The 24622-nt window shown below is 57.8% G+C and carries 20 protein-coding genes; 6 read left to right on the top strand and 14 right to left on the bottom strand.

The window, feature by feature from the left end:
• Positions 1-17: 17 nt before the first annotated feature.
• From AC2FLD_RS05435 to AC2FLD_RS05420, 4 genes are read right to left on the bottom strand one after another with little or no spacing between them, the layout of a single operon-like run.
• Positions 18-1181 (bottom strand): M20 aminoacylase family protein, encoded by a 1164-nt coding sequence (locus AC2FLD_RS05435; RefSeq protein WP_496667840.1) that lies wholly within the window; start codon positions 1179-1181, stop codon positions 18-20.
• 15 nt (positions 1182-1196) lie between these two features.
• Positions 1197-2363, bottom strand: coding sequence for a M20 aminoacylase family protein (locus tag AC2FLD_RS05430; RefSeq protein WP_050602794.1), 1167 nt, complete (start codon positions 2361-2363; stop codon positions 1197-1199).
• A gap of 43 nt (positions 2364-2406) precedes the next feature.
• Positions 2407-3573: an acetylornithine deacetylase gene (gene argE / locus AC2FLD_RS05425; protein ID WP_496667839.1), complete on the bottom strand. Its 1167-nt coding sequence runs from the start codon at positions 3571-3573 to the stop codon at positions 2407-2409.
• Between the two features lie 5 nt (positions 3574-3578).
• Entirely contained in the window at positions 3579-5399 is a 1821-nt protein-coding gene (locus AC2FLD_RS05420) for an ABC transporter ATP-binding protein (RefSeq protein WP_050603016.1), read from the bottom strand.
• Positions 5400-5682: 283 nt separating this feature from the next.
• Here AC2FLD_RS05420 and AC2FLD_RS05415 point away from each other — a divergent pair, with 283 nt between their 5' ends.
• The 3 genes from AC2FLD_RS05415 to AC2FLD_RS05405 all read left to right on the top strand — a co-directional run bounded on the left by AC2FLD_RS05415 (position 5683) and on the right by AC2FLD_RS05405 (position 9464).
• Positions 5683-7389: a peptide ABC transporter substrate-binding protein gene (locus AC2FLD_RS05415; RefSeq protein ID WP_050602796.1), complete on the top strand. Its 1707-nt coding sequence runs from the start codon at positions 5683-5685 to the stop codon at positions 7387-7389.
• 94 nt (positions 7390-7483) lie between these two features.
• Positions 7484-8491 carry an ABC transporter permease gene (locus AC2FLD_RS05410; protein WP_496667838.1) on the top strand — a complete coding sequence of 336 codons (1008 nt, stop codon included), beginning with the start codon at positions 7484-7486 and terminating at the stop codon, positions 8489-8491.
• The gene (locus tag AC2FLD_RS05405) at positions 8484-9464 is read left to right on the top strand and encodes an ABC transporter permease (RefSeq protein WP_050602798.1); all 981 of its coding nucleotides are present in this window, start codon (positions 8484-8486) and stop codon (positions 9462-9464) included. Before AC2FLD_RS05410 ends, AC2FLD_RS05405 begins: the two co-directional genes overlap by 8 nt.
• 7 nt (positions 9465-9471) lie before the next feature.
• Here AC2FLD_RS05405 and AC2FLD_RS05400 read toward each other — a convergent pair whose 3' ends face one another.
• The 6 genes from AC2FLD_RS05400 to AC2FLD_RS05375 all read right to left on the bottom strand — a co-directional run bounded on the left by AC2FLD_RS05400 (position 9472) and on the right by AC2FLD_RS05375 (position 16189).
• Positions 9472-10608, bottom strand: coding sequence for an MFS transporter (locus AC2FLD_RS05400; RefSeq protein ID WP_496667837.1), 1137 nt, complete (start codon positions 10606-10608; stop codon positions 9472-9474).
• A 68-nt stretch (positions 10609-10676) separates the two neighbouring features.
• Complete coding sequence (locus AC2FLD_RS05395; RefSeq protein WP_496667836.1) at positions 10677-11954, bottom strand: DUF3422 family protein; 1278 nt, start codon at positions 11952-11954, stop codon at positions 10677-10679.
• A gap of 107 nt (positions 11955-12061) precedes the next feature.
• A complete protein-coding gene (locus AC2FLD_RS05390; protein WP_050603017.1) occupies positions 12062-12418 on the bottom strand; it encodes a VOC family protein in 357 nt (118 codons plus the stop codon).
• Between the two features lie 152 nt (positions 12419-12570).
• The gene (locus AC2FLD_RS05385; RefSeq protein WP_496667835.1) at positions 12571-14025 is read right to left on the bottom strand and encodes an NAD(P)(+) transhydrogenase (Re/Si-specific) subunit beta; all 1455 of its coding nucleotides are present in this window, start codon (positions 14023-14025) and stop codon (positions 12571-12573) included.
• Between the two features lie 13 nt (positions 14026-14038).
• Positions 14039-15610: a Re/Si-specific NAD(P)(+) transhydrogenase subunit alpha gene (locus tag AC2FLD_RS05380; RefSeq protein ID WP_496667834.1), complete on the bottom strand. Its 1572-nt coding sequence runs from the start codon at positions 15608-15610 to the stop codon at positions 14039-14041.
• Between the two features lie 129 nt (positions 15611-15739).
• On the bottom strand, positions 15740-16189 hold the full coding sequence (locus tag AC2FLD_RS05375; protein ID WP_496667833.1) for a methyltransferase family protein: 450 nt from the start codon (positions 16187-16189) through the stop codon (positions 15740-15742).
• Positions 16190-16361: 172 nt separating this feature from the next.
• Here AC2FLD_RS05375 and kynU point away from each other — a divergent pair, with 172 nt between their 5' ends.
• On the top strand, positions 16362-17555 hold the full coding sequence (gene kynU, locus AC2FLD_RS05370; protein ID WP_496667832.1) for a kynureninase: 1194 nt from the start codon (positions 16362-16364) through the stop codon (positions 17553-17555).
• On the opposite strand, the gene AC2FLD_RS05365 is transcribed toward kynU, so the two are convergent.
• The gene (locus tag AC2FLD_RS05365; protein WP_496667831.1) at positions 17548-18126 is read right to left on the bottom strand and encodes a TetR/AcrR family transcriptional regulator; all 579 of its coding nucleotides are present in this window, start codon (positions 18124-18126) and stop codon (positions 17548-17550) included. The two genes, kynU and AC2FLD_RS05365, sit on opposite strands and share 8 nt — an antisense overlap.
• Before the next feature lie 99 nt (positions 18127-18225).
• Here AC2FLD_RS05365 and AC2FLD_RS05360 point away from each other — a divergent pair, with 99 nt between their 5' ends.
• Together AC2FLD_RS05360 and AC2FLD_RS05355 are read left to right on the top strand one after the other, a co-directional pair.
• Positions 18226-18690 (top strand): (2Fe-2S)-binding protein, encoded by a 465-nt coding sequence (locus AC2FLD_RS05360; RefSeq protein WP_496667830.1) that lies wholly within the window; start codon positions 18226-18228, stop codon positions 18688-18690.
• A gap of 3 nt (positions 18691-18693) precedes the next feature.
• Positions 18694-20934: a xanthine dehydrogenase family protein molybdopterin-binding subunit gene (locus AC2FLD_RS05355; RefSeq protein WP_496667829.1), complete on the top strand. Its 2241-nt coding sequence runs from the start codon at positions 18694-18696 to the stop codon at positions 20932-20934.
• Between the two features lie 47 nt (positions 20935-20981).
• On the opposite strand, the gene AC2FLD_RS05350 is transcribed toward AC2FLD_RS05355, so the two are convergent.
• The 3 genes from AC2FLD_RS05350 to AC2FLD_RS05340 all read right to left on the bottom strand — a co-directional run bounded on the left by AC2FLD_RS05350 (position 20982) and on the right by AC2FLD_RS05340 (position 24618).
• Positions 20982-21761 carry a gamma-glutamyl-gamma-aminobutyrate hydrolase family protein gene (locus AC2FLD_RS05350; RefSeq protein WP_496667828.1) on the bottom strand — a complete coding sequence of 260 codons (780 nt, stop codon included), beginning with the start codon at positions 21759-21761 and terminating at the stop codon, positions 20982-20984.
• Between the two features lie 220 nt (positions 21762-21981).
• Positions 21982-22407 (bottom strand): GlcG/HbpS family heme-binding protein, encoded by a 426-nt coding sequence (locus tag AC2FLD_RS05345; RefSeq protein ID WP_496667827.1) that lies wholly within the window; start codon positions 22405-22407, stop codon positions 21982-21984.
• 75 nt (positions 22408-22482) lie between these two features.
• A complete protein-coding gene (locus AC2FLD_RS05340) occupies positions 22483-24618 on the bottom strand; it encodes a malate synthase G (protein ID WP_496667826.1) in 2136 nt (711 codons plus the stop codon).
• Positions 24619-24622 lie beyond the last annotated feature (4 nt).

The following is a 24622-nucleotide window of genomic DNA, read 5'->3' as shown; positions in this document are numbered from 1 at the left end:
ATCTTCTCTCTCCTAATTCAAGCTGCCGGCATCCGGCGCTCGACCATTTCTGCAAACCATGAGCACCCGATCGGGATAATCTCATCGTTGAAATTGTATTCGGGATGGTGCAACCCGGCGCTGTCGCCATTGCCCAGAACGATGAAGGCTCCGGGCCGTTCTTCCAGCATGAACGAGAAGTCTTCGCCCCCCATCACCATCGGCGCATCGATGCAACTGCCCCCAACCGAGACTGCGGCTTCTTCGGCAAATCCCGTCTGAGCTTCGGCATTGATCGTCACGGGAACGCCGCGCGTATAGTTGACGTTCACCGATCCGCCAAAAGTCGCAGCGACCCCTTCGGCCACCTCTTTGAGGCGCTGTTCGATCAGATTGCGCATCTCGTTGGAATGGGTCCGGACCGTGCCGCGTATCTGCGCCGATTGCGGGATTACGTTGAACGCTTTCGAGGACGTCTCGACCGAGGTCACAGACAGCACGGCTTGCAGGATCGGATCCGCATTGCGCGACACGATCGTTTGCAGCGCTACGATCAGTTGCGACAGCATCACCGTCGTATCAACTGTCTCATGCGGTTTCGCCGCGTGACCCCCGCGCCCTTCAAGATGGATGTCAAACTCGTCCGCTGCGGCCAGCAGCGGGCCCGAGCGGATGGCAAACTGCCCAGTCTCTACGCCCGGGACGTTGTGCATCGCATAAACTTCCTGAATGCCAAACCGGTCCATCAGACCGTCTTTGCACATCGCCTCGGCGCCATTCCCGCCCTCTTCGGCGGGCTGAAAGATCACGATTGCAGTGCCATCGAAATTGCGCGTTTCAGTCAGGTACTTTGCCGCTCCCAAAACCATCGCCGTGTGCCCATCATGCCCGCAGGCATGCATCGCATTTGCTGTTTTCGAGGCGTAGCCCAGCCCGGTCTGCTCCTGCATCGGCAGGGCGTCCATGTCGGCGCGAAGACCAATCGCACGGCCCTGCGTGTCGCTTTTACCGCGAATGACCCCAACCACGCCGGTGCGGCCGATACCGGTTACGACCTCGTCACAGCCGAATTCCTTCAGCTTTTCAGCCACCAGCGCACTTGTGCGGTGTGTATCGTACAGAATTTCCGGGTGTTGGTGAATGTCACGCCGCCACCCGGTGATTTCTGCGTGCATCTCTGCAAGGCGGTTTTTGATCGGCATGGCATTCTCCCTGATTTAAGCGACGGGCAATCGTCGTTCCACAAGCTCGGCAAACCAACTGCAGCCGGCGGGGATCGCGTCGTCGTCAAAATTGTATTCCGGGTGATGACACATGGCCGTGTCCCCGTTCCCGATAAAGATGTAGGCTCCGGGCCGTTCTTCAAGCATGTAGGCGAAATCTTCAGACGGCATGATCGGGTCCGTACTGTCGTTGACCTTGCCCGCAACAGCCGCCGCCGCTTCGGCCGCGTATGTTGTCTCTGTCTCGGAATTCACGGTCACAGGATATCCCGGTGTCCAGACGACCTCTGCCTTTGCTCCAAAGGCCGAGGCCGTATCTTCGGCAATCCGGCGCACCCGTTCTTCCGCGATTGAGCGGTATTCGGGATCCAGCGTCCGAACGGTACCCTGCAAACGTACAGTGTGCGCAATCACGTTTGACGCAACACTGTCTGTTTCAAAGGTTCCGACTGTCAACACAACGCGCTTGATCGGGTCAACCGTGCGCGACACCACGGATTGCAATGCAACAACGATATGCGAGGCAACCAGCGTCGTATCCACTGCGTCATGCGGTGCGGCAGCGTGCCCGCCCTTGCCCGTAACAGTGACTTCGAACTCATCAGATGAGGCCAGCAACGCACCGGGTCGAATGGCAAACTCACCCACGGGCAGGCCGGGCATGTTGTGCATACCGTAGACTTCCTGAATGCCCCAGCGCTCCATCAAGCCGTCCTGACACATGGCCAGCCCCCCTGCGCCACCTTCCTCGGCTGGTTGAAAGATCAAAACCACATTGCCATCGAAGTTGCGCGTCTCCGCCAGGTACTGCGCGGCCCCCAACAGCATCGAGGTATGCCCGTCGTGCCCGCAGGCATGCATCTTACCCGAAACGGTCGAGGCGTAGTCCAGCCCTGTCGCTTCTTCAATCGGCAGCGCGTCCATGTCAGCCCGCAGGCCAATGGCACGCCCCTGTGTATCCGTGCGCCCCTTGATAACGCCGACCACGCCTGTCTTGCCAATCCCCGGAGTAATCTCGTCTACACCAAACTCTTTCAGGCGGTCCGCAACAAATGCTGCAGTTTCGTGGACGTCATACATTAGCTCAGGATGCGCATGCAGGTGACGACGCCACTTGGCAATCTCGCCGTGCATTTCCGCAAGTCTGTTTTTCACGGGCATCTCAAGATCTCCCTTTTGACTAACGTCACTGCTTTACGTCGGATCAGGTACCCAGCTTTTCAACCAGGCGCTGCATGAACTTTTGCCCAGCTTCGAACTGCGCAATCGAGATGAACTCATTCGGCTGGTGGGCCTGCGCAATATCGCCCGGCCCACAAATCACAGCAGAATACCCTGCCTCCTGAAACTGGCCCGCCTCCGTCCCATAACTGACAACGTGACTTGCATTGTCCCCGGTTAGCACGCGCACCAAAGCTTCGGCCTCGCCGTCCTGTTCAGGCACAAGCCCCGGAATCGCGAAGTTTTCAGACAGCTCAATACGGGCTTCCGGACGCACAGCCTGAATACGAGCCTCAATCGCGCGCACCTGCTGAAAATACGCATCCTGCCATTGCGATTTGGTTTCATCCGGTACGGTTCGGAAATCCATCATGAACCGGCAATCTTTGGCCGTGATGTTATGGGCTGTGCCACCTTCAATCATGCCGACGTGACAGGTCGTCCACGGTGGATCGAACACAGAGGCGATCGGGCTAGGTTCTGTCGCCATGTTCTCGGCGTTCTGCTGGTTCGCCCAATCGATCAGAGACGCAGCCTCCATGATCGCGTTTACCCCTGTATGCATGATCGAGCTATGAACTTCGAATCCCATGATGTGCGTGTCAAAGCCAAACCCGCCTTTGTGCCCCGTCACGGCCTGCATCATCGACGGTTCACCCACGATCACGGCGGAACCTTTCGGCAGAACCTCCTGCATCGCCTTGATCATCGGCGGCGCGCCGGTACAGCCGACTTCTTCATCAAAGCTGAGCGCAAGCTGCAATGGTCGTTGGACCCCTGCGTGATGTGCTTCGACAAGGGTCCATATGGCCAGTGCATCAAAGCCTTTCATGTCGCAGGTGCCGCGTCCGAAATACTTGCCGTCCTTCTCGGTCACGGTGAACGGGTCCGTATCCCACGGCTGCCCATCCACCGGCACGACGTCGGTATGGCCAGAAAGAATCACCGCGCCCTCTTCCAATGGACCAACATGCGCAAAGATAGCGGCCTTGTGCGGTTGATCCGGATCTGGCCAACGATGCGGTTCGATCCCATGAACTTGCAGGTATTCCTCAACCCAATCCACCAGTGGCAGATTGGTTTCACGGCTTACAGTCGGAAAAGAGATCAGCTTGGTCATGATCTCAAGCGGCGTCAGGCGTTTTGCCATTGGGATTAGTATCCGCTGTCCGTCGTCAAGATGAAGTGACCCGCCTCAACCTCGCGATATTTAGAAGGTTCCGGCATGTGACCGACAGGATGGATCGGAGACGGGATCGGTTTGAAGTTCAGGTCCTTTTCCGATTTCCGCTTGTTCGGATCCGCGATTGGAACCGCCTTCATCAGCGCCTGCGTATAGGCGTGCTGCGGGTTCTCGAATACCCGAGCGCGCGGGCCAAGTTCGACGATGCGACCCAGATACATGACCCCTACATAATGGCTGACCCGTTCGACAACGGCCATATCGTGGCTGATGAACAGATAGGACAGGCCCAGTTCGGATTGCAGCTCCATCATCAGGTTCAGCACCTGCGCCTGTACCGACACGTCGAGAGCGGAAACCGCTTCATCCGCGATGATCAGCTTTGGGTTCAGGGCCAAGGCCCGGGCAATCGCGATCCGCTGGCGTTGACCGCCCGACATTTCATGCGGGAAGCGGCGCATGAAACTGCGCGGCAACTGCACCTTGTCGAACAGTTGTGCCACGCGGTCCTGTAGCTCCGACCCAGACGCAACACCATAATTGCGCATCGGCTCGGCCACCTGGTCCACCAGCTGCATCTGCGGGTTCAGTGAGGCGAACGGATCCTGGAAGATCATCTGCATGTCCAGCCGCGCCTTGCGCAATCCGGACGGATCCAGTTTCTTGATGTCGACGCCATCCAGATTGACTTCGCCCGACAGCGGCTCGACCAGCCGCAGGATCGAGCGCCCCGCCGTAGACTTGCCGCAACCGGATTCACCCACAAGGCTAAGGGTCTGACCTTTGTTCAGCGTAAATGACACGTCTTCGACCGCATGAACGTTCGAAATCGTGCGTCGCAGCAGCCCGCCCTTGACCGGAAAGCGCGTCGTCAGATTCTTGACGGTCAACAGAACCTCTTCAGTCCCGGGGATCGGCGCGATGTTCTGCCCTTCCACACCCAGCAGTTTCATTGGCTCAGGCGCGGATTTACCCTGCATTTCACCCAATTTCGGAACTGCTGCCAGCAGGGCCTTGGTGTAGTCATGCCGCGGGTTTTCAAAGATCTCTTTGACTGTGCCTTCTTCGACCTTATTGCCGCGGAACATGACCACCACACGGTCCGCCATCTGCGCAACCACAGCCATGTCATGGGTGATGAACATCACCGCCGTACCGGTTTCCCGCTTGAGCCGGTCCATCAGAGCCAGAATCTCGGCCTGAATGGTTACGTCTAGAGCTGTGGTAGGTTCATCCGCGATCAACAGACGCGGTTCGCACGCCATGGCCATCGCAATGACAACACGCTGACGCATCCCACCTGACAGCTCGTGCGGATATTGCTGCAAACGGCGCTCGGGTTCGGGGATCCGCACTTGGCGCAACAGTTCCAGCGCCCGTTCTTCGGCCTGGGATTTCGACATGTCCTTGTGGATGCGTAACCCTTCGGTCAACTGACGTCCGACGGTGAAAACGGGGTTCAAGGCGGTCATCGGTTCCTGGAAGATCATCCCGATCTCGTTTCCGCGAATCTGTTTCATCAGATCCTGATCGGCATTGGACAGGTCCATCTCTTCGCCATCACGGCGATCAAACAACAGTTCGCCACCCGCAATCTCGCCCCCGCCGAATTCGACCAACCGCATCAGAGACAGCGATGACACAGACTTTCCAGAGCCAGATTCGCCAACGATACAAACAGTTTCGCCCGGATTGACCTCGAACGAGACGTCCTCGACGCCGACGACAGGGCCGTCCTTGGTCTGAAATTCCACCCGCAGTTTTTTGATTTGTGCAATAGGCTGATCCAGCACGCGCACGCTCCCCTGACGTTGTCATTTTTGTTCTGAGTGCCGAACGCTACGGTGGGCTGTCGGGAAAAGTCAAACCCATTACACATTTTCGCGACGGCACCACTTGCATTTTTTTTAAGTTCTGTTTCGATACCCATCGTAACTGCTTTGGGGAGAGCACGCGTTAAAACACGTTAGAGCTATTATCGTTATCGATCAAAACCTTGCCCAAGGCAGCAACGCCAAGTCCGCAGGCCTTGCGGAAATAATCGAGACACAAACGTGTCCAATTCGGGAGTAAACTATGAAAATCAAAACCCTTTTGCTTGGTGCGATTGCAAGCACGGCAATGGCCCCGGTGGCCTTTGCTGAGCGCGGGTCGGACGGCAATGTCAGCATCATCTATTGGCAGGCCCCGTCGATCCTGAACCCATTCCTGTCGGGCGGCACAAAAGATGTGGAAGCAGCGTCGCTGGTGATCGAACCGCTCGCGCGCTATGACCAAGACGGCAACATGGTTCCGTTCCTCGCGGCGGAAATCCCGACTGTTGAAAACGGCGGCGTCAGCGAAGACCTGACCTCGATCACCTGGAAAATTGCTCCGGGAATCACCTGGTCGGATGGCTCACCTTTCACCTCGGCGGACGTGAAATTCACCGCTGATTACTGCATGCACCCCGAAGGTGGCTGTGCGCAGGTCACAAAGTTCGAAGGCGTCACCTCGATTGAGGCCGTGGACGACCTGACTGTGAAAGTCACGTTCGATGCTCCGACTCCTTTCCCTTATGGCCCCTTCGTAGGTGGTGAGAGCCCGATCATTCAAGCCGCTCAGTTCGCCGATTGTGTGGGCGCGAAGGCACCTGAGTGCACCAATCAGAACTTCAACCCGATTGGCACCGGCCCGTTTGTCGTCACCGAGTTCAAACCCAACGACGTGATCACCTTCGCTGCCAACGACAACTATCGCGATCCGGCCAAGCCGGCCTTTGCGAGCGTGACTTTCAAAGGTGGCGGCGATGCAACCGCTGCGGGCCGCGCGGTCATGGAAACAGGCGAGTTTGACTATGCCTGGAACCTGCAACTGGCACCCGAAGTGATCGCGCAGATGCAGGAAGGCGGCAAAGGTACACCCGTTGCTGGCTTCGGTCCACTGGTCGAGCGTATCATGCTGAACCAGACCAATCCGTCGCCCGATCTGCCGGAGGGTGAGCGTTCGACAGCTGCGCATCCGCACCCGTTCCTGCAAGACCCCGCGGTTTACAAAGCCATGTCCATGGCCATCGACCGCCCGCTGCTGGTTGAGATCGGCTATGGTCAGGCAGGTAAAGTAACCTGTAACTGGGTTCCTGCTCCGGCTGCGTTCAACTCGACATCGATGACCTGCGACACACAGGATATCGAAGGCGCGAAGAAACTGCTGGATGATGCCGGTATCGTCGACACTGACGGCGACGGCGTGCGTGAAAAAGACGGCGTTCCTCTGAAAATCGTCTACCAGACCTCGACCAACGCTGTCCGTCAGGACTTCCAGGCACTGGTCAAAGAGTGGTGGAGCCAGATCGGAATCGAATCCGAGCTGCGCAACCTCAACGCGTCGGTCTTCTTTGGTGGTGACCCGGGTTCGCCTGACACCTTCCAGAAGTTCTATGCGGACGTTGAGATGTACGCCAATACCTTCAACGGCACCGACCCGCAGTCCTATCTGGGCAACGGCCTGTGTGATAAAGCCCCTCGCCCCGACACACAGTGGCAGGGTGAAAACATCAGCCGCTTCTGCAACGAAGAGTTCGACAAGCTGCATGGTCAGCTGGCCGAAACTGCCGGTCTGGAAGCCCGCGCCGAGATCGCGAAAAAGCTGAACGACATCATGGTTGAAAACGGCGGCATGATCCCGCTGGTTCACCGTGGTCGTCTGTCGGCGCACGCAAACACCTTGGGTGGCGTTGTCCTGAACGTTTGGGACAGCGAGCTTTGGAACATTGCGGACTGGTACCGCAAAACCGGTTCCTAAGCACTGATCTTGCAAAGCCGCGCCCCGATCGTTATCGGGGCGCGGTCATTTGCACACCACCCCAACAAGAAGACGCATATAAAGGCGCCTCTTAATGCTCAATTTTACAATCAGACGACTGGTGCTGGCCGTTCCAACACTGCTGTTCATCAGCCTCGTCATCTTCCTGCTCCTCGAACTCGCACCCGGCGATCCGATGGCGCAGGTTCCGCTCACTGTCCCCCCCGAAGTCAAAGAGAAGATGCGCGAGGCCCTGGGCCTTGGCCAACCGATGCATATCCGGTTCTGGAAATGGATCGTACAGTTCTTCTGGATTGAACCGCAGGTTCTGATCGACGCAATGTTCGGCACCACCTTCTCTGAAGGCGACTTGCGCGTGATTTCCTGGCAGACCCGTTCGCCGGTCATGGACATCGTTGTTCAGCGTATCCCGCAGACCCTGTGGGTTGTCGGCACCGCCTATATCGTTGCCATCCTGATCGCGCTGCCGATCGGTATCTATTCGGCCTACCGCCAGTATTCCTGGTTCGACCAGATGGGCACATTCGTGTCTATGGTCGGCTTCTCGGTCCCGCCCTTCTTCTCGGGCGTTCTGGTGATCGTGATCTTCTCAGTGCAACTGGGTTGGTTTCCGTCGATCTATGATACCACTCTTGTGGTGAACAGCTGGGACAGCTTTATGCTGCAACTAAAGCAGATGATTATGCCGGTCATGGTTCTGGCCTTGCAGATCACCGCGCAGCTCAGCCGGTTCATGCGCGCCTCGATGCTGGACAATCTCAACCAAGATTACGTCCGCACTGCGCGCGCCAAGGGGCTCAGCGAATACACCGTGGTTATGGTCCATGTCCTGCGCAACTCGATGATCCCGGTGGTTACCGTTATTGCGCTGGGTATCCCGGCCATCTTTGGTGGCGCCATCATCACCGAGCAGGTGTTCAAAGTGAACGGCATCGGTCAGTTGTTGATCGGCGCAATACAGGCCAACGACCTGCCGATGGTGCAAACACTGACCTTCATCTTTGCCGTGCTGATCGTGCTGTTCAACCTGATCGCCGACGTTCTCTACGGCATTCTGGACCCGAGGATTCGCTATGACTGATCATGACAAATCAGACACGCTGATCCCGGATGAAGGACTAGCCCCGGCCTCTACCGCTCTGCCGACGGCGGACGTGATGGAAGAGCTGGCAACCCCACCCCGCAGCCAATGGCGCGATGTGTGGGATCAGTTCAAGACCCACAAGGGCGCGATGCTGGGGGCGATCCTGTTCTTCTTCATCGTTGCAGGTGTCTATCTGGGGCCATATCTCTGGAGCATTGATCCGACGCAGATCGACATCCGCTCGCGCAATCAGGGCCCAAGCTGGTCGCACCCGTTCGGCACCGACCAACTGGGCCGGGACATTCTGGCACGCATGATGTCAGGCGGGCAAACCTCGGTTTCCGTGGGCATCACCGCGATGCTGCTGGCGCTGTTTCTGGGATCGTTCATCGGGGTTCTGGCCGGGTTTTTCAGACGGCTGGACGGGCCGCTTATGCGCCTGACCGATCTGTTTCTGGCCCTGCCCCTGCTGCCCCTGCTACTGGTCATGATGCTGCTGTTCCGCGAGCCTCTGTCCGCAGCATTCGGGCTTGAGCGCGGGATATTCATCCTGATCGTCTGCGCCATTGGCATTACATCGTGGATGCCCACGGCACGGATCGTGCGCGGCGACGTATTGGCCATTAAAGAGCGTGAATTCGTTCTGGCCGCCCGGTCCATCGGTACCAGTAACTCGCAGATCATCACGCGGCACATTCTACCCAACGTGCTGTCCCCAATCATGGTGTCGGCGACGCTGGGGATTGCCACGGCGATCATCACCGAAAGCGCGCTGTCCTTCCTTGGGCTGGGCTTCCCACCCGACTTCCCAACCTGGGGGCGCTTGCTGTTCGATGGGGTCGACTACCTGCAGCAGTACCCCGAGCGTGTGTTCTGGCCCGGTCTGGCAATCTCGTTGACCGTTCTCAGCGTCAACTATCTGGGCGATGGCCTGCGCGACGCGCTGGATCCTCGTATACGCGGACGTTAAGCCAATCTCAGTCGGCGCGCCTCAGCGCGCCGGCTGACAAAACGATCAGAATTGCCAACGGCAACAACACCGAGAACGCCAGACGTAGGCCAAACAACTCGGCCAGAAACCCGATCAACGGCGGACCGATCAACAACCCCCCATATCCCAGTGTTGCGACACTTGCGATGGCCTGCCCCGGCGGAACGTCCGGATCGCCCGCCGCACGGCTGAACGCCAATGGCATGATCACGGCATACCCCGCCCCCATCAGAGCAAAGCCCGCCAGTGCAGGCAGCGGTGTCACCGCTGAAACCACTCCGAATACACCCAGCGCGGCGCAAATGCCCCCGAAACGGGCTGTAGAAACGGGACCGAACCGAGTAATCACGATGGCCCCCCCAAGGCGGCACGCCACCATGGCCACAGAAAAGACTGCGTAGCCCAGAGCCGCAACGCTTTCAGTTGCGTCCGTTATGTCACGCAGAAAGATCGCACTCCAATCTGCAACGGCCCCTTCGCCCAACGCGCCGCACAGGGCTGTAAACCCAACCAGAACCAACACCCCGGATGGCAGCGCAAAAACCTTTCCGCGTGCTCCTTCCGATCTTTTTGACGTCCAACGCACCCTGGACATTGCCAAAGCGAGACCGACAACGATTCCCCCTGCCACAAGGAAATGCACAAGAACGGTCAGCCCCAATTGCACCGCGAGGTATCCGCTGATCGCGCCAAGTCCGGCCCCAAGGCTCCACATCGCATGAAACGAAGACATCATGGGCTTGTCGTATGCCTGCTCGACTTCGGCCGCCCAGGCGTTCATTGCAACGTCCATGGATCCGTGGAAGGCACCAAAGACAAACAAGAAGGCTGCAAGCCCCCAGAACCCTCCAGCCAAGGCAAGCAAGATCAGCGACAGCGTGTAAAGAACGGCAATGACGCGGGTGATCGAAACCGCACCAAAGCTGTCCGTCAACCGCCCTGTAATGGGGAAAGAACAGACTGCACCCGCCGCCATAAACAAGAGCCCGTAGCCCAACGCCTCATGCGACAGATCCAATTGGTCGCGCATGGCTGGAATGCGCGACGCCCAGATACCGAACAGAGCTCCGTTGAGGATAAACATGGCGGCAACAGCCCGCCATGCTGCAAATATGGTAGTCACCGAAAACCCTCATGCCGCTCGCCAAACGCCCCTGTTCTACAGGTCCAGCAAGATTTGGCAATTGACGCTCAACCAAGCCGCTTACGGATCCGTCGGATTGCGAACCATACTCCGGTCACAACGGGGATTGTAACTGCCGCTGTCAACATACCCTTGCTGATGCCCGAAGCCGTCAGCGGATACAGAAGATAGCTCACCAGAGAAACCGCGTAATAACTGATGGCAACAACAGAAAGCCCCTCGACCGTATGTTGCAGCCGCAAGGCCAGATCGGCCCGACGGTCCATGCTTTCCAACAGCGCCTGGTTCTGCTCACTGCGCTCCACATCCACCCTGGTCCGCAACAACTCGCCCGCACGGATGGCCCGGTCGGACAATGCCTGAAGACGGCGTTCAGTGGATTTTACGGTACGGATCGCAGGGTCATAGCGCCGCATCATGAAATCGGCAAAATTCTGACCGCCCTGGAACCGCTCTTCGCGCAGCACTTCAATCCGCTGGTTAACGATAGCTTCGTATGCACCCGTTGCTCCGAACCGGAACGAACACCGGGCTGACAATGTTTCGAGTTCAATCGACGTCGACAAGAGATCCTTCAGAAGCGCGTCAGGCTGGGCCGTGTTGTCGGTCATTTGCCCCATCAACTGGGTCAGCTGCCCGTCCAATTCTCCGATACGCGGCATCAGTTGCTTAACGCGTGCGAAACCCAACATGGACATCGCCTTGTAAGTCTCAATCTCGCAGAGGCGTTGGAGAACCCGCCCCGTCCGACGCCGACCCGTCCCCTCGGCCACAAACATCGCAAAGCGCATGTGACCTGCCGGATCAATACGAAAATCGCTCGCGCACACGGCGGCATCATCCAACACCCTGGCCACAGCCAGGCTTTCAGGCTCGAACCAATCCAGCAATTTGGATTTAATCGCATCGTCACTTTCACGTTCTATCACGCGAACCATCACAGACGTGACCCTTTGCCCCGGGCTGGCCATCAGCCAATCCGGCGGAAAGACTTCAAAATCGGCCGGGTTGAACGCGCGGTCGCTCACGTTCTGCGCGATTGCAGTATAGGTGACAAACTCTGTGTGTTGCTCCCATTTCAGCCAATGTCTACCGATCTGACCCGCGTAATGTGTGGCATCAGGCTGCGGATGCTGTGCACCATGGCGATCCAGAAGGTTGATCAAATGGGCCAAATCCTCACGCCTGTCACGGGCGACGGCAGCTTCCGGTTTCTTGATCGCCAGAAAGGTCACCGTACAGGGCATTGATGCGACCGGGAACGGTCGCGCGTGCAACTCATTGGCCAACGCATAGCGAAGGGGATGGTCATCTATCGGTGTCATTCAGTGCTCCGCCTCATCCCGCGCACTATACGACACAAAGGATTTACATCAATTCTCTTTTTATTTCATATACTTACAGGGATACAATGGTATACAAATCTGCTATCTCATTGATTTGGCTGCCACAGCTCAATGGGATTGCCTTCCGGATCATGAATGCGGGCGAATTTCCCAACCTCACTGTTCCAGTCCGGATTGGTTTCGACCCTGATTCCCGAAGCTTGCAACTGCGCTATCATCGCAGCCAGATCATCAACACGGAAATTGATCATCCACTGTTGATCTGCCTGCCCGAAATACTCGGTATCCTGCGCAAACGGGGCAAATACCGTATAACCTTCACGCTGCTTCCAAGGTGCGGGATCGTAGTGATTAACACCTAAGTGAGTCTGATACCAAGCGCTTAACGCCTGTGGGTCCTTTGCCCGAAAGAACACACCGCCTATTCCATTCACCTTCTGCATCATCGACCTCCTGATCCATCACCCAATCATACCACGTGCTACGGCTTCATCTGGCTAAAAAATATCCTGGGGGTCAGGAGGCAAAGCCTCCTCCAGTACAAAAGAAAAGGGCGCCCTCAGGCGCCCTTTGCAATTTGATTACAGCTACTGGCTCAATGGATCATCGGCAAAAGCTTGTCCAACGATGCTTTGGCATCGCCATAGAACATGCGAGTGTTCTCTTTGAAGAACAGCGGATTTTCGATGCCTGAATAGCCGGTGCCCTGGCCGCGTTTCGATACGAACACCTGCTTTGCCTTCCAGCATTCCAGAACCGGCATTCCAGCAATGGGGCTGTTTGGGTCTTCCTGCGCCGCTGGGTTCACGATGTCGTTGGAACCAATGACGATGGCCACATCCGTGTCAGGGAAATCGTCGTTGATCTCGTCCATTTCCAGAACGATGTCATACGGAACCTTTGCCTCGGCCAGCAGAACGTTCATATGTCCTGGAAGACGACCGGCAACCGGGTGGATTGCAAAACGCACGTTCTTGCCCTTGGCGCGCAGCTTGCGGACCAGTTCGCTGACTGACTGCTGCGCCTGAGCCACCGCCATACCGTAGCCGGGGATGATGACAATGCTGTCGGCGTCATTCAGAGCCGCAGCGACGCCATCAGCCTCGATTGCGATCTGTTCACCCTCAACGGCCATCTGCTCGCCTTGCGGGCCGCCAAAGCCACCCAGGATCACGCTGACGAAATGCCGGTTCATCGCCTTACACATGATGTAGGACAGGATCGCACCCGACGAACCCACAAGCGCACCGACCACAATCAGCAGGTCGTTGCCCAGCGAGAAACCGATCGCCGCAGCCGCCCAGCCCGAATAGCTGTTCAGCATAGACACAACCACCGGCATGTCAGCACCGCCGATACCCATGATCAGGTGATAGCCAATGAACAGCGCCGCCAAGGTCATCAGGAACAGCGGGAAGAAGCCGCCGGTCGAAGTGTACCAGACCAGGCAGATCAGCGAGAGACCTGCAGCCGTGGCGTTCAGCGCATGGCCACCGGGCAGTTTGGTCGCCACCGACGTCACTTTGCCCGCCAGCTTGCCATAGGCCACAACCGAGCCTGTAAAGGTAATCGCACCGATGAAAATGCCCAGGAACAGTTCCACGTGCAGGATTGCCAGTTCCGCCGGTGTCTTCTTGGCAATCAGCTTGGCAAAAGCGCCCAGATCATGCAGATCAGCCTCTTTCGCGGAATCCGCGATTGCCATGACCTGCGCCACGTTGCCGATCTCGAAATGCGCGTTGAAACCCACAAACACAGCCGCCAGACCAACCAGCGAGTGCATCGCAGCGACCAGTTGCGGCATCTCGGTCATCTGGACGCGCTGCGCCACATATTGACCGATCAGGCCGCCCCCCGCGATCAGCAGCAACGACAGCAGCCACAGACCGGAACCGGGGCCAACAAGTGTGGCGAAGACCGCCAGTGCCATACCGACGATGCCGTACCAGACCGCGCGTTTCGCGCTTTCCTGGTTCGACAGACCGCCGAGCGAAAGGATGAAAAGGACAGCCGCAACAACGTATGCGGCAGTAGTGAAGCCATAATCCATGTGCCCGGCCTCCTTAAGATTTCTGGAACATGGCGAGCATGCGCCGGGTTACGAGGAAGCCGCCGAAGATGTTGATCCCGGCCATGAAGACGGACAGCGCCGCCAGCAGAATGACCAGGAACGACCCCGACCCGATCTGCATCAAGGCCCCGACGATGATAATCGACGAGATCGCATTGGTGATCGCCATCAGCGGTGTGTGCAGCGAATGTGAGACGTTCCAGATCACCTGGAAGCCCACAAAGATGGCCAGTACGAAGACGATGAAGTGCTGCATGAAGCTGGCCGGAGCAATTAGCCCCACCAGCAGCATCAGCGCACCGCCCCCCCCCAGCAAGGTGAACTGCTGCTTGGTCTGCGCCTTGAAGGCTGCAATCTCTTGCGCTTTTTTCTCTTCCGGGGTCAATTCCTTGACTTCCGGTTTCTTCTGCGCCGCAATCGCCTGCACCTTGGGTGGTGGCGGCGGGAAGGTGATCTCACCCTCATGCGTCACGGTCGAGCCGCGGATCACGTCATCTTCCATGTCGTGATTGATCTGACCGTCCTTTTCAGGCGTCAGGTCGGTCATCATGTGACGGATGTTGGTGGCATAAAGCGACGAAGATTGCGCTGCCATCCGGCTGGGGAAGTCGGTATAGCCGATGATGGTCACGCCATTATCGGTCACGATCTTCTCATCTGCGACGGTCAGCTTGCAGTTGCCGCCTTTTTCCGCCGCGAGGTCAACGATAACCGAACCCGGCTTCATGCTCTCGACCATATCCTTGGTCCAAAGCTCAGGCGCTTCGCGGTTCGGGATCAGCGCGGTGGTGATTACGATGTCTATTTCCGGAGCAAGTTCGCGGAACTTGGCCAGCTGCGCGTTGCGGAATTCCTCGGACTGGACCGAGGCATAGCCGCCGGTGGCCGCACCGTCCTGCTGGTCTTCCTCGAAATCCAGATAGACGAACTCGGCGCCCATCGATTCGACCTGTTCGGCCACTTCGGGGCGCACGTCGAACGCATAGGTGATCGCACCCAGCGAGGTCGAGGTTCCGATGGCGGCCAAGCCAGCCACACCCGCGCCCACAATCAGCACTTTGGCAGGCGGCACTTTACCGGCAGCCGTTACTTGACCGGTGAAAAAGCGGCCAAAGTTGTTGCCTGCCTCGATCACCGCGCGATAGCCCGCGATATTGGCCATCGAAGAAAGCGCGTCCATCTTCTGGGCACGTGAAATACGTGGCACCATTTCCATTGCGATGACGTTGGCACCCTTGGACTTTGCTAGCTCCATTCCTTCTTCGTTGCCCGCAGGATTGAAGAAGGAAATCAGTGTCTTACCCTTGGTCAGACGCTTCATCTCGGTTTCGGTCGGAATGCGCACCTTGGCGACGATGTCGGCAGCCTTCCACAGCGACGCTGCCGTTTTTACGACCTCGACACCTGCGGCTTCATAGGCAGCATCCGAAAAGCCCGCAGCAGCACCTGCCCCCTTTTCGATCAGGCAGTCATAGCCCAGTTTCTGCAATTGCACGGCAGACTCAGGTGTCATCGCAACCCGGTTCTCACCGTCCAGTCTTTCTTTTGGCGTGCCTATCTTCACTGGCAGTCCCCCTAATTCTTACTCTGTCTGAGCGGGTGGTCGGTATTCTTTGTTAAGCAAAGATGTATCCTGCGCAATATTATTTCGCAAGTGCAGCATTTTTTATGTGAAATCAAAAAGAGCATCACCCTAGATCCATCGCCGGGTCTTACGCTCATAGCGGGCAAAGTCAGCCCGGAATGTTCGGCGCAGGCGGTTTTCTTCCGGCAGGATGAACCGGCGTTCCAGCACCCAGACAAAGACCGGTACAAGAACCAGAGACAACACGGCGTCAAACCGCAGCACAAGACCGGCCAAAATCAGAACGTCACCCACATAGATCGGATTTCGGCTCCACTTGTAGATGCCCGACTGGACCATCGACGATGGTGTTTCATGGGGAATTACGGTTGTCTGGTGACGGCGGAATTCGACCACGGCCAGAACTGCCATCAAGATCCCGCCACCGATCAGCACGCCGCTGAGCAGATCGGTAAAACCACTTTCAAGGGACAAGCCGAACGACAGGTACTTTGCCTGCATCCAGGCCGCCACAGCAAAGGCGATCAACCAAACTGGCGGTACATCTATCCAGCGCATGTTATGCCCTCATAAGTGGCGACAAGACCGGGGCCACGTCGCTTCTGGGCCATGTCCTACCGCTTTTGACCCAAAATGGCAAAAGACCAGTATGTCGCATCGATAGACACGCATCTGAGGATGGGCTACCTCAGAAGCAAGCACATGAACTTTCACAAATTAGCGAGCCTTCATGACCGACTTCGCAGCAACCAAAGCCATGTTCGACCTGCCCGAGGGTGTGATCTATCTGGACGGCAACTCATTGGGCCCTCTGCCCAAATCCGCGACCTCGCGGGTGCAGGAGATGCTGACAGACGAATGGGGTCAGATGTTGATCACCGGTTGGAACAAGGCCGGGTGGATGGGTCTGCCCACCGGGCTGGGCGACCGCATCGGCCGCCTTATCGGTGCCGAACAAGGCAGCGTCGTCACGGGCGACACCTTGTCGATCAAGGTCTATCAGGCCGTGGCCGCCGCACTCGAGCTTAACCCGACCCGCAAGGTTGTCCTGTCAGATAGCGGCAACTTCCCGTCGGACCTGTATATGGCGGATGGTCTGCTGCGCTCGCTGGGCGAAGACTATGAATTGCGCGTTGTAGATCCCGAAGACATTGCCGAAGCGATCACAGAAGAGGTCGCGGTTTTGATGCTGACCGAGGTGGATTACCGCTCGGGTCGAATGCATGACATGAAAGCGCTGACCGAACTGGCCCATGCTAACGGGGTGGTGACGGTCTGGGATCTGGCCCATTCCGCCGGGGCAATTCCGGTCGATCTTGCAGGATGCAATGTCGATTTCGCTGTGGGCTGCACGTATAAGTACCTCAACGGCGGCCCCGGCGCACCGGCCTTTATCTATGTTGCACCGCGACTGGCTGGTACGGTGCGACCGGCTTTGTCTGGCTGGCTGGGTCACGAATCCCCCTTTGCTTTTGACCTGGACTATCGCCCCGGCAACGGGATTGAGCGGATGCGCGTGGGCACGCCCCCAGTGATCCAGATGACGGCCTTGTCTGCGGCCATGGATATCTGGGATATGGCAGAGATGGCGGATGTTCGCGCGAAGTCTATTGACCTGACTGAGCTGTTCATCAGCCGCGTCGAGGCATCCTGCCCCGATTTACAATTGGCCAGTCCTAGAACGCCAGAGGACCGCGGCAGCCAGGTTTCATTCCGCTTCAAAGAAGGATATGCCGCGATGCAGGCCCTGATCGCCCGGGGTATGATTGGCGATTTCCGCGCGCCTGACATTATGCGCTTTGGCTTTACACCGCTCTATATCGACGAGGGCGACGTGATCCAAGCGACGGAAATTCTGGCCGATGTGATGCAGAACAAACTGTGGGACGCGCCGGAATACAAAGTCCGCCAGCGCGTTACCTGACTTCAAGCCCGGCGCCGAAAAGGGCAGCAACCTGTGCCACTTGTTGTTCATAGACCTCGGCCCCGGCGCCGATCAGCTTTAACCCTTTGAGCGTGGCCGTAATCGTTCGGCCCGTCTCTGACGCGTCGGCCCGCAAATGCACACGGCCCGCCTTTTCCTCTTGCGTCAGCCAATCCGTGTAAAGCCCGGCCAGTTTAGCCTCGCCCGCCGCGATGATTTCAGAAGACAGGGACTTGGTGTTGTCCAGCATCTCAAGCCCGTGAGGTGAGGCCAGAATTCTAGCCATCCCGTCAGTCTGCGCCTGAACCGCTCGGGTCAATACCTCGGGCACCGAACCCTTTGTCGCCAGCGCCTGCGCCACCGCGACGCTTTTTTCGGCATAGTATAACTCGGTCAGTTTGCTGACGATCGCCTCTTTGTTCTTGTAGTGCAGATAGACCGCAGGTCGCGACATCCCCGCCCCACGCGCGATATCGTCCATCGAGGTCTTTCGGTACCCATAAGTGGAAAAGGCTTGAAACGCCGAATTCAGGATCGCCTTTTGCCGTGCATCGTCACTTGAATCTTTCATATCAAAAGCACTGACATTTATAGTTTAAATTGTCAATTGACATCCTGACACTTTAGACCCATTATGTCAGAAATAAGCCACAGCAACAAGAGGTGCGCCATGGCGACGGCCCTGAAGATCAACGGAAAGCAACATCAGGTGGGCCTGCCTGATGACGTCCCCCTGCTCTGGGTTCTGCGGGATGAGGTCGGTTTGACCGGCACCAAATTCGGCTGCGGCGTTGCCGCTTGCGGGGCCTGCACTGTTCATATCGACGGCGAGGCCGTACGTTCTTGTCAGGTGGCGTTGTCGGATGTCTGGGGTGACGTAACCACAATCGAAGGCATCGGCTCGCCAGACGCGCTGGCCGCGATTCAACAGGCCTGGGTCGATCATCAGGTTGCGCAATGCGGTTACTGCCAATCCGGACAGATCATGCAGGCCGCAGCTTTGCTGGCTGAAAACCCTTCACCCACCGATGCCGATATTGATGACGCAATGCAGGGCAACCTTTGCCGCTGTGGCACCTACCCCCGAATTCGAGCAGCAATTCACGACGCTGCCGGCAAGCTGAAGGAGGTATAAGTCATGGGTAAAGTTGGAAAAATCCTCCGTCGCACGTTTCTGATTGGCTCTGCCGCGATTGTCGGCGGTGTGGCCTTTGGCGCCTATTACGTCACCCGTCCTGCCGCCAATCCGCTGAAACCCGGCGAAGGTGAAGCGGCACTGAACCCTTTTGTGCTGATTGACCAGAATGGTGTTACCCTGTTCGCCCCGCGCGCTGAAATGGGTCAGGGCGTGAAAACCACTTGGGCCGCTCTGATTGCCGAAGAACTCGACGTCGATCTGGACCAGATCACCGTTCTGCATGGTCCGGCGGCAGCGGCTTATTACAACTCTGCCCTGGTGGGTGAGGGGCTGCCCAACAAAGGGTATGACATCTCGAACTTCCAGCACAATCTGGGTGAGGCATTGGGTGTTCTGGGTAAGGCGCTCAGCCTGCAGGTCACTGGCGGTTCGACGTCTATGAAAGACGGGTTCCAGCGGATGCGACACGCCGGTGCTTCGGCCCGCGAAACTCTAAAACGCGCGGCCGCAGACCGTCTGGGCGTTGACCCTTCGGACCTGCAAACGGCCTCGGGCCACGTCATTGCCCCTAACGGCGACAAGATCGCCTATTCCGATCTGGCCGTCGAAGCAGCCGGATTGGAACCGGTGGACGTGCCTTTGCGCGATCCGTCCGAATGGCGCTATCTGGGCCGGACCCAACCGCGTCTGGACATGATGGGCAAAGTGAACGGCACGGCCGAATTCGGCGTCGATGTTCGCCTGCCGGGCATGAAATTTGCCAGCGTGCGCATGAATCCCAAACTGGGCGGCGTGATGAATGGCTTTGATGACAGTGCTGCCCAATCCATGCCGGGGGTCGAGAAGATTGTCGATCTGGGCTCAGGTGTCGCCGTGATCGCCAACAACACTTGGCTGGCAAACCAGGCAGTTGAGGCCATCGATGTTGATTGGGGCGATGCGCCCTATCCGCCAGAAACCGACGGCATCTTTGCCAAGATTTCCGAGGCGTTCGACGACGCCCCGAACTCGACCATGCGCGACGATGGCGATGTCGGCGTGACCCTCGAAGGCGCGACCGAAATCACCGCCGAATACCAAGTGCCCTATCTCGCCCACGCCACGATGGAGCCTATGAACGCCACCGCGGTTTATACCGGAAACGCGGTGGAGCTGTGGTGCGGCAACCAGGCCCCGACCCTGATCCAGTTCCGTGTTGCAAAAACCGCCAATCTGGACACCGAGGCAGTGCAAATTCACACCACCTATCTTGGTGGCGGATTTGGCCGTCGGGGTGAGCTGGACTTTGGTGAGATCGCCACCAAGGTCGCCATGGCAATGCCCGGCACGCCGGTTCAAACGACCTGGAGCCGCGAAGAAGACATGCGTCATGACTATTACCGCCCCGGTGCTATCGCCCGGATGCGCGGCGCGGTTCAGGACGGCAAAGCCATGCTGATTGACGGCAAGCTGGCGGCACAGTCCTGCACGCAGCAGGCGGTCGAGCGCTACACCGGCTTCCCAGGCGGTGGCCCCGACAAAGTATTGGTCGAAGGGTTCTTCAACCAACCCTACGCCGTGCCAAACTACCGCATGAGTGGTCATATCGCTGATCTGGCCGTTCCGGTGGGCTTTTGGCGCTCGGTCGGTAACAGCCACAATGGTTTCTTCCATGAGACCTTCATGGATGAAATGGCCCACGCCGCAGGGCGCGACCCACTGGATTTCCGGCTTGAGCTGATGAAGACCGAACATGCCCCCTCCGCCGGATGCCTTGAAGCCGTAAAGCAGATGTCGGGCTGGACTGGCAAAACGCCTGAAGGCGTTGGCCGGGGCGTTGCCTTCAGCTACAGCTTTGGCACACCCGTGGCGCAAGTGATCGAAGTCGTCGACGAAGACGGAACCATCCGCATCAATAAGGCATGGATCGCCTGTGACATAGGGCTGGCGCTGGATCCTGACAACGTCAAGGCGCAGATGTTCGGCGGCATGATGTATGGTTTGTCCGCAGCGTGCTATGGCGAGATCACCTTTTCAGATGGTGAAGCTGAACAGTTCAACTTCCCCGACTATGGCGCCCTTCGCATGCATACTGCCCCGCAGGTCGAGGTGCGCGTTCTCGAGACCAACCGCCACATGGGGGGCGCAGGTGAGCCAGGCACGCCCCCTTCGATGCCAGCGCTCGGAAATGCCCTGTTTGATCTGACCGGAGAACGCGCCCGCAGCCTGCCACTGATCAATCAGTTCAACCTGCTGGTTTGATCGCAAATCGCCGGTCCGTCCTCCCCTCGGCGGGCCGGCGTAAAAAACTACGCAGTTTTCTGGAACACCTGCGCGCCCGTCCCCCTGGACCAGGCTTGGACCGCAGAACCAAACGCCTCGAACAAGGGGCGTGACACCGGGTCATTGATCGCATCCCATTCAGGGTGCCACTGAACGGACAGTGTAAAGCCAGGCGCATCTTTTATATATATCGCCTCGGGCGTGCCATCGGGCGCGTGACCGTCGATAACGACACGTTCACCAATGGTCTTGATGCCCTGCCCGTGCAGCGTATTGGTCATGACCTCGGTTGCGCCAAACAGGTCATGGAACACACCGCCTTCATCCAGTTTCACCACATGGCGCAGCGCAAACTTCTCTTCCAGCGTACCGTCGGGCGGCATCCGGTGGTTCATTCGCCCTGGAAGATCCCGAATTTCAGGATAAAGCGTTCCACCCATCGCCACGTTGACCTCTTGAAACCCACGGCAGATGCCCAGGAACGGTTGGCCACGCTCGACACAGGCCCGAACCAGCGGCAGAGTGATGGCGTCGCGCGCCCGGTCGAAATCTCCATGCGCTTCGGTTTCGGGCTCGCCGTACTCCTCAGGATGTACATTGGGGCGACCGCCGGTCAGCAGAAAGCCGTCGCAGACCTTCAGCAGCTCATCGACCGTCACATATCGGGGATCAGCAGGGATCAGCAGCGGCAGGCATCCCGACACATTGGCCACCGCATCCGAGTTCATCGTCCCACCCGCATGTGTCGGGTATTGGTCATTCATGAGATACGAGTTGCCGATGATACCGACGACGGGACGAGACATTCTGCTTTCCTTATTGTTCCAGTGATTAACATGGAAGCTACCGGCAGCCTCTCAGACGTGCAAGAATACACGCCCTGCGTGACAGCGCAGGGGCGTGTTCAGGTACGCACAACTCAGTTCCGAAATTTTCCCAAAAGAGGGGAATATTTCCCCTTATATATCACATACTTGGGAAATTATCCCAATTCCCGACAATATTCAGGATGAAATACTCGGAGAATTAGACCTCACCAATCAGACCTGCCGTCTCAATGCCCGCCATTGCAGCAATTGCATCATTGTCCGAGGTGTCCCCTGTCACGCCGACAGCCCCGATAACAGCGCCTTTCCGGTCACGCAGCAGAACACCGCCCGGAACCGGCACAACCTGCCCGCCATAGACGCCATTCACTGCGGCCATGAAATAGGCCTGCGCCTCGGCGCGCTGCATCTGCGCGGTCCCCGCCATGCCCAACATGACCGAACCATAGGCTTTGCCGTGCGCAATCGCGAAACGGCCCGGGGCGGCACCGTCTTCACGCTCGAACGCGATGACATGACCGCCTGCATCCAGAACCACGGCAGACAGAGGCTTCAGCTCCATCTCGCGCCCTTTTTCCAGCGCCTTACGAATGATGGTGCGCGCCTTGCGCAAAGAAATAGCCATCCTCAATTCCTTTCATCTGTCCAAGATAATATTGGGATACGATAAGGGATACCCTCTCGCTCCCTCCAGTTCCGTTTAAGCCTGACTTGCTTTCAACTCCAGACGACGGGCGTGCAAAACAGGCTCAGTATAGCCCGAGGGCTGAACCCGCCCTTTGAACACCAGATCACAGGCCGCCTGAAAGGCAATACCATCAAATCCCGGCGCCATAGGCCTATAGCTGGGGTCGTTTTCGTTCTGGCGATCCACGACGGCAGCCATTTTCTGCATCGCTGCCATCACTTGCGCCTCGTCCACGACGCCATGATGCAGCCAGTTTGCCAACGCCTGAGATGAAATCCGGCAGGTGGCGCGGTCTTCCATAAGTCCGACATCGTTAATGTCCGGCACCTTGGAACAGCCGACGCCCTGATCGACCCAGCGCACTACATATCCCAGAATGCCTTGTGCGTTATTCTCAAGCTCGCGAGTGATCTCATCTTCACTCAAATTGCGTCCACCCAACAGTGGAATGGTCAACAGATCAACCAGAGTACCGCGCGCGCCTACGGCAGCAAGCTCATCCTGTCGGGCCAGCACATCAACCTTGTGGTAATGCGTTGCGTGTAGCGTTGCGGCGGTCGGCGACGGTACCCAGGCGCAGGTCGCGCCAGACATCGGGTGCCCGATCTTGGCCTCCAGCATGTCGCCCATGCGATCCGGCATCGCCCACATGCCTTTACCGATCTGCGCCTTACCTTTCAGGCCGCACGCCAGACCGATATCGACATTGCGGTCCTCGTAAGACGCGATCCAAGGCGTATTCTTGATGTCGCCCTTGGGCAGCATTGGACCGGCTTCCATCGAGGTATGGATCTCATCGCCAGTCCGGTCCAAAAACCCGGTGTTGATGAAGGCCACGCGTGACTTAGCCGCCCGAATACACTCCTTGAGATTGGCAGACGTGCGCCGCTCTTCATCCATGATACCCAGCTTTACGGTGTTGCGGGGCAAACCAAGAATGTCTTCGACCATGTCGAATATCTCGACCGAGAACGCAACTTCCTCGGGTCCGTGCATCTTAGGCTTGACCACATAGACCGAGCCTTCGACCGAGTTGCCGCCGTCGCGCTTCAGATCGTGCATGGCGATCAGAGTGGTGCAGAGCGCATCCATCAGCCCTTCGCCAATCTCGCGCCCTTCGGCATCCAGCACGGCAGGGTTGGTCATCAGGTGGCCAACATTTCGGACCAGCATCAGCGAACGGCCTTTCAGCGTGGCCTGCCCCCCCGACGGCGCGGTGAAGCTCAGGTCGTCCGCAAGCTTACGGGTGAACGTGGTACCGGCTTTATTAACCTCTTCGGTCAAGTCGCCCTTCATCAGGCCCAGCCAATTTCCGTAGGCGACAACTTTGTCAGCGGCATCGACACAAGCCACCGAATCCTCGCAATCCATGATCGTCGACAGCGCCGATTCCAACCGGACGTCTGCGATACCGGCGGGATCGGTTGCGCCAATATTGCTGGACGCATCGATGATGATCTGGATGTGCAGGCCATTGTTTTTCAACAGCACAAAATCCGGCTTGTCAGCCGAACCACCAAACCCTGCAAATTGTGCAGGATTGCCCAGCGCCGGGACCAACCCTCCATCTTTCACCGTTAGGTTGGACACGTCCGCCCAGGACCCGGATGCCAGTGGTACAGCCTCATCCAAAAAGGCCTTGGCCCATTCGATCACGCGCGCCCCACGCGCCGTGTCATAGCCACCGCCCGTTGGCAGATCCCCCATTGCGTCGGTCCCATAGAGCGCGTCGTACAGGCTGCCCCAGCGCGCGTTGGCTGCGTTCAATGCAAAGCGCGCGTTTGTGATCGGCACCACAAGTTGCGGTCCAGGGGTCAGCGCGATCTCGGGGTCAACATTGGTTGTTTCGACCTCAAAGCTGTCCCCTTCCTGGACCAGATAGCCGATCTCTTTCAGGAAAGTCTGATACTCGGCGGGATCAACCGCCTGCCTATTGCGGGCCATATGCCAGCCGTCGATACGGCTTTGAATCTCGGAACGTTTCGCCAGAAGGTCGCGGTTCTTTGGCCCAAGCTCGTTTACCAGCCGCGCCAAACCTGTCCAGAACTGCTGCGGCGACACTCCCGTTCCCGGCAGCGCCTGCGTCTCGATAAACTCTGCCAAAATCGGATCGATCTGCAGCCCGTTCAGGGTGTGTCTGTCCGTCATATTC

This window comes from Ruegeria sp. CDSA021, assembly GCF_059612325.1.
Note: the sequence above shows the minus strand (reverse complement) of the source record. Positions and strands in the feature narration are given on the sequence as shown.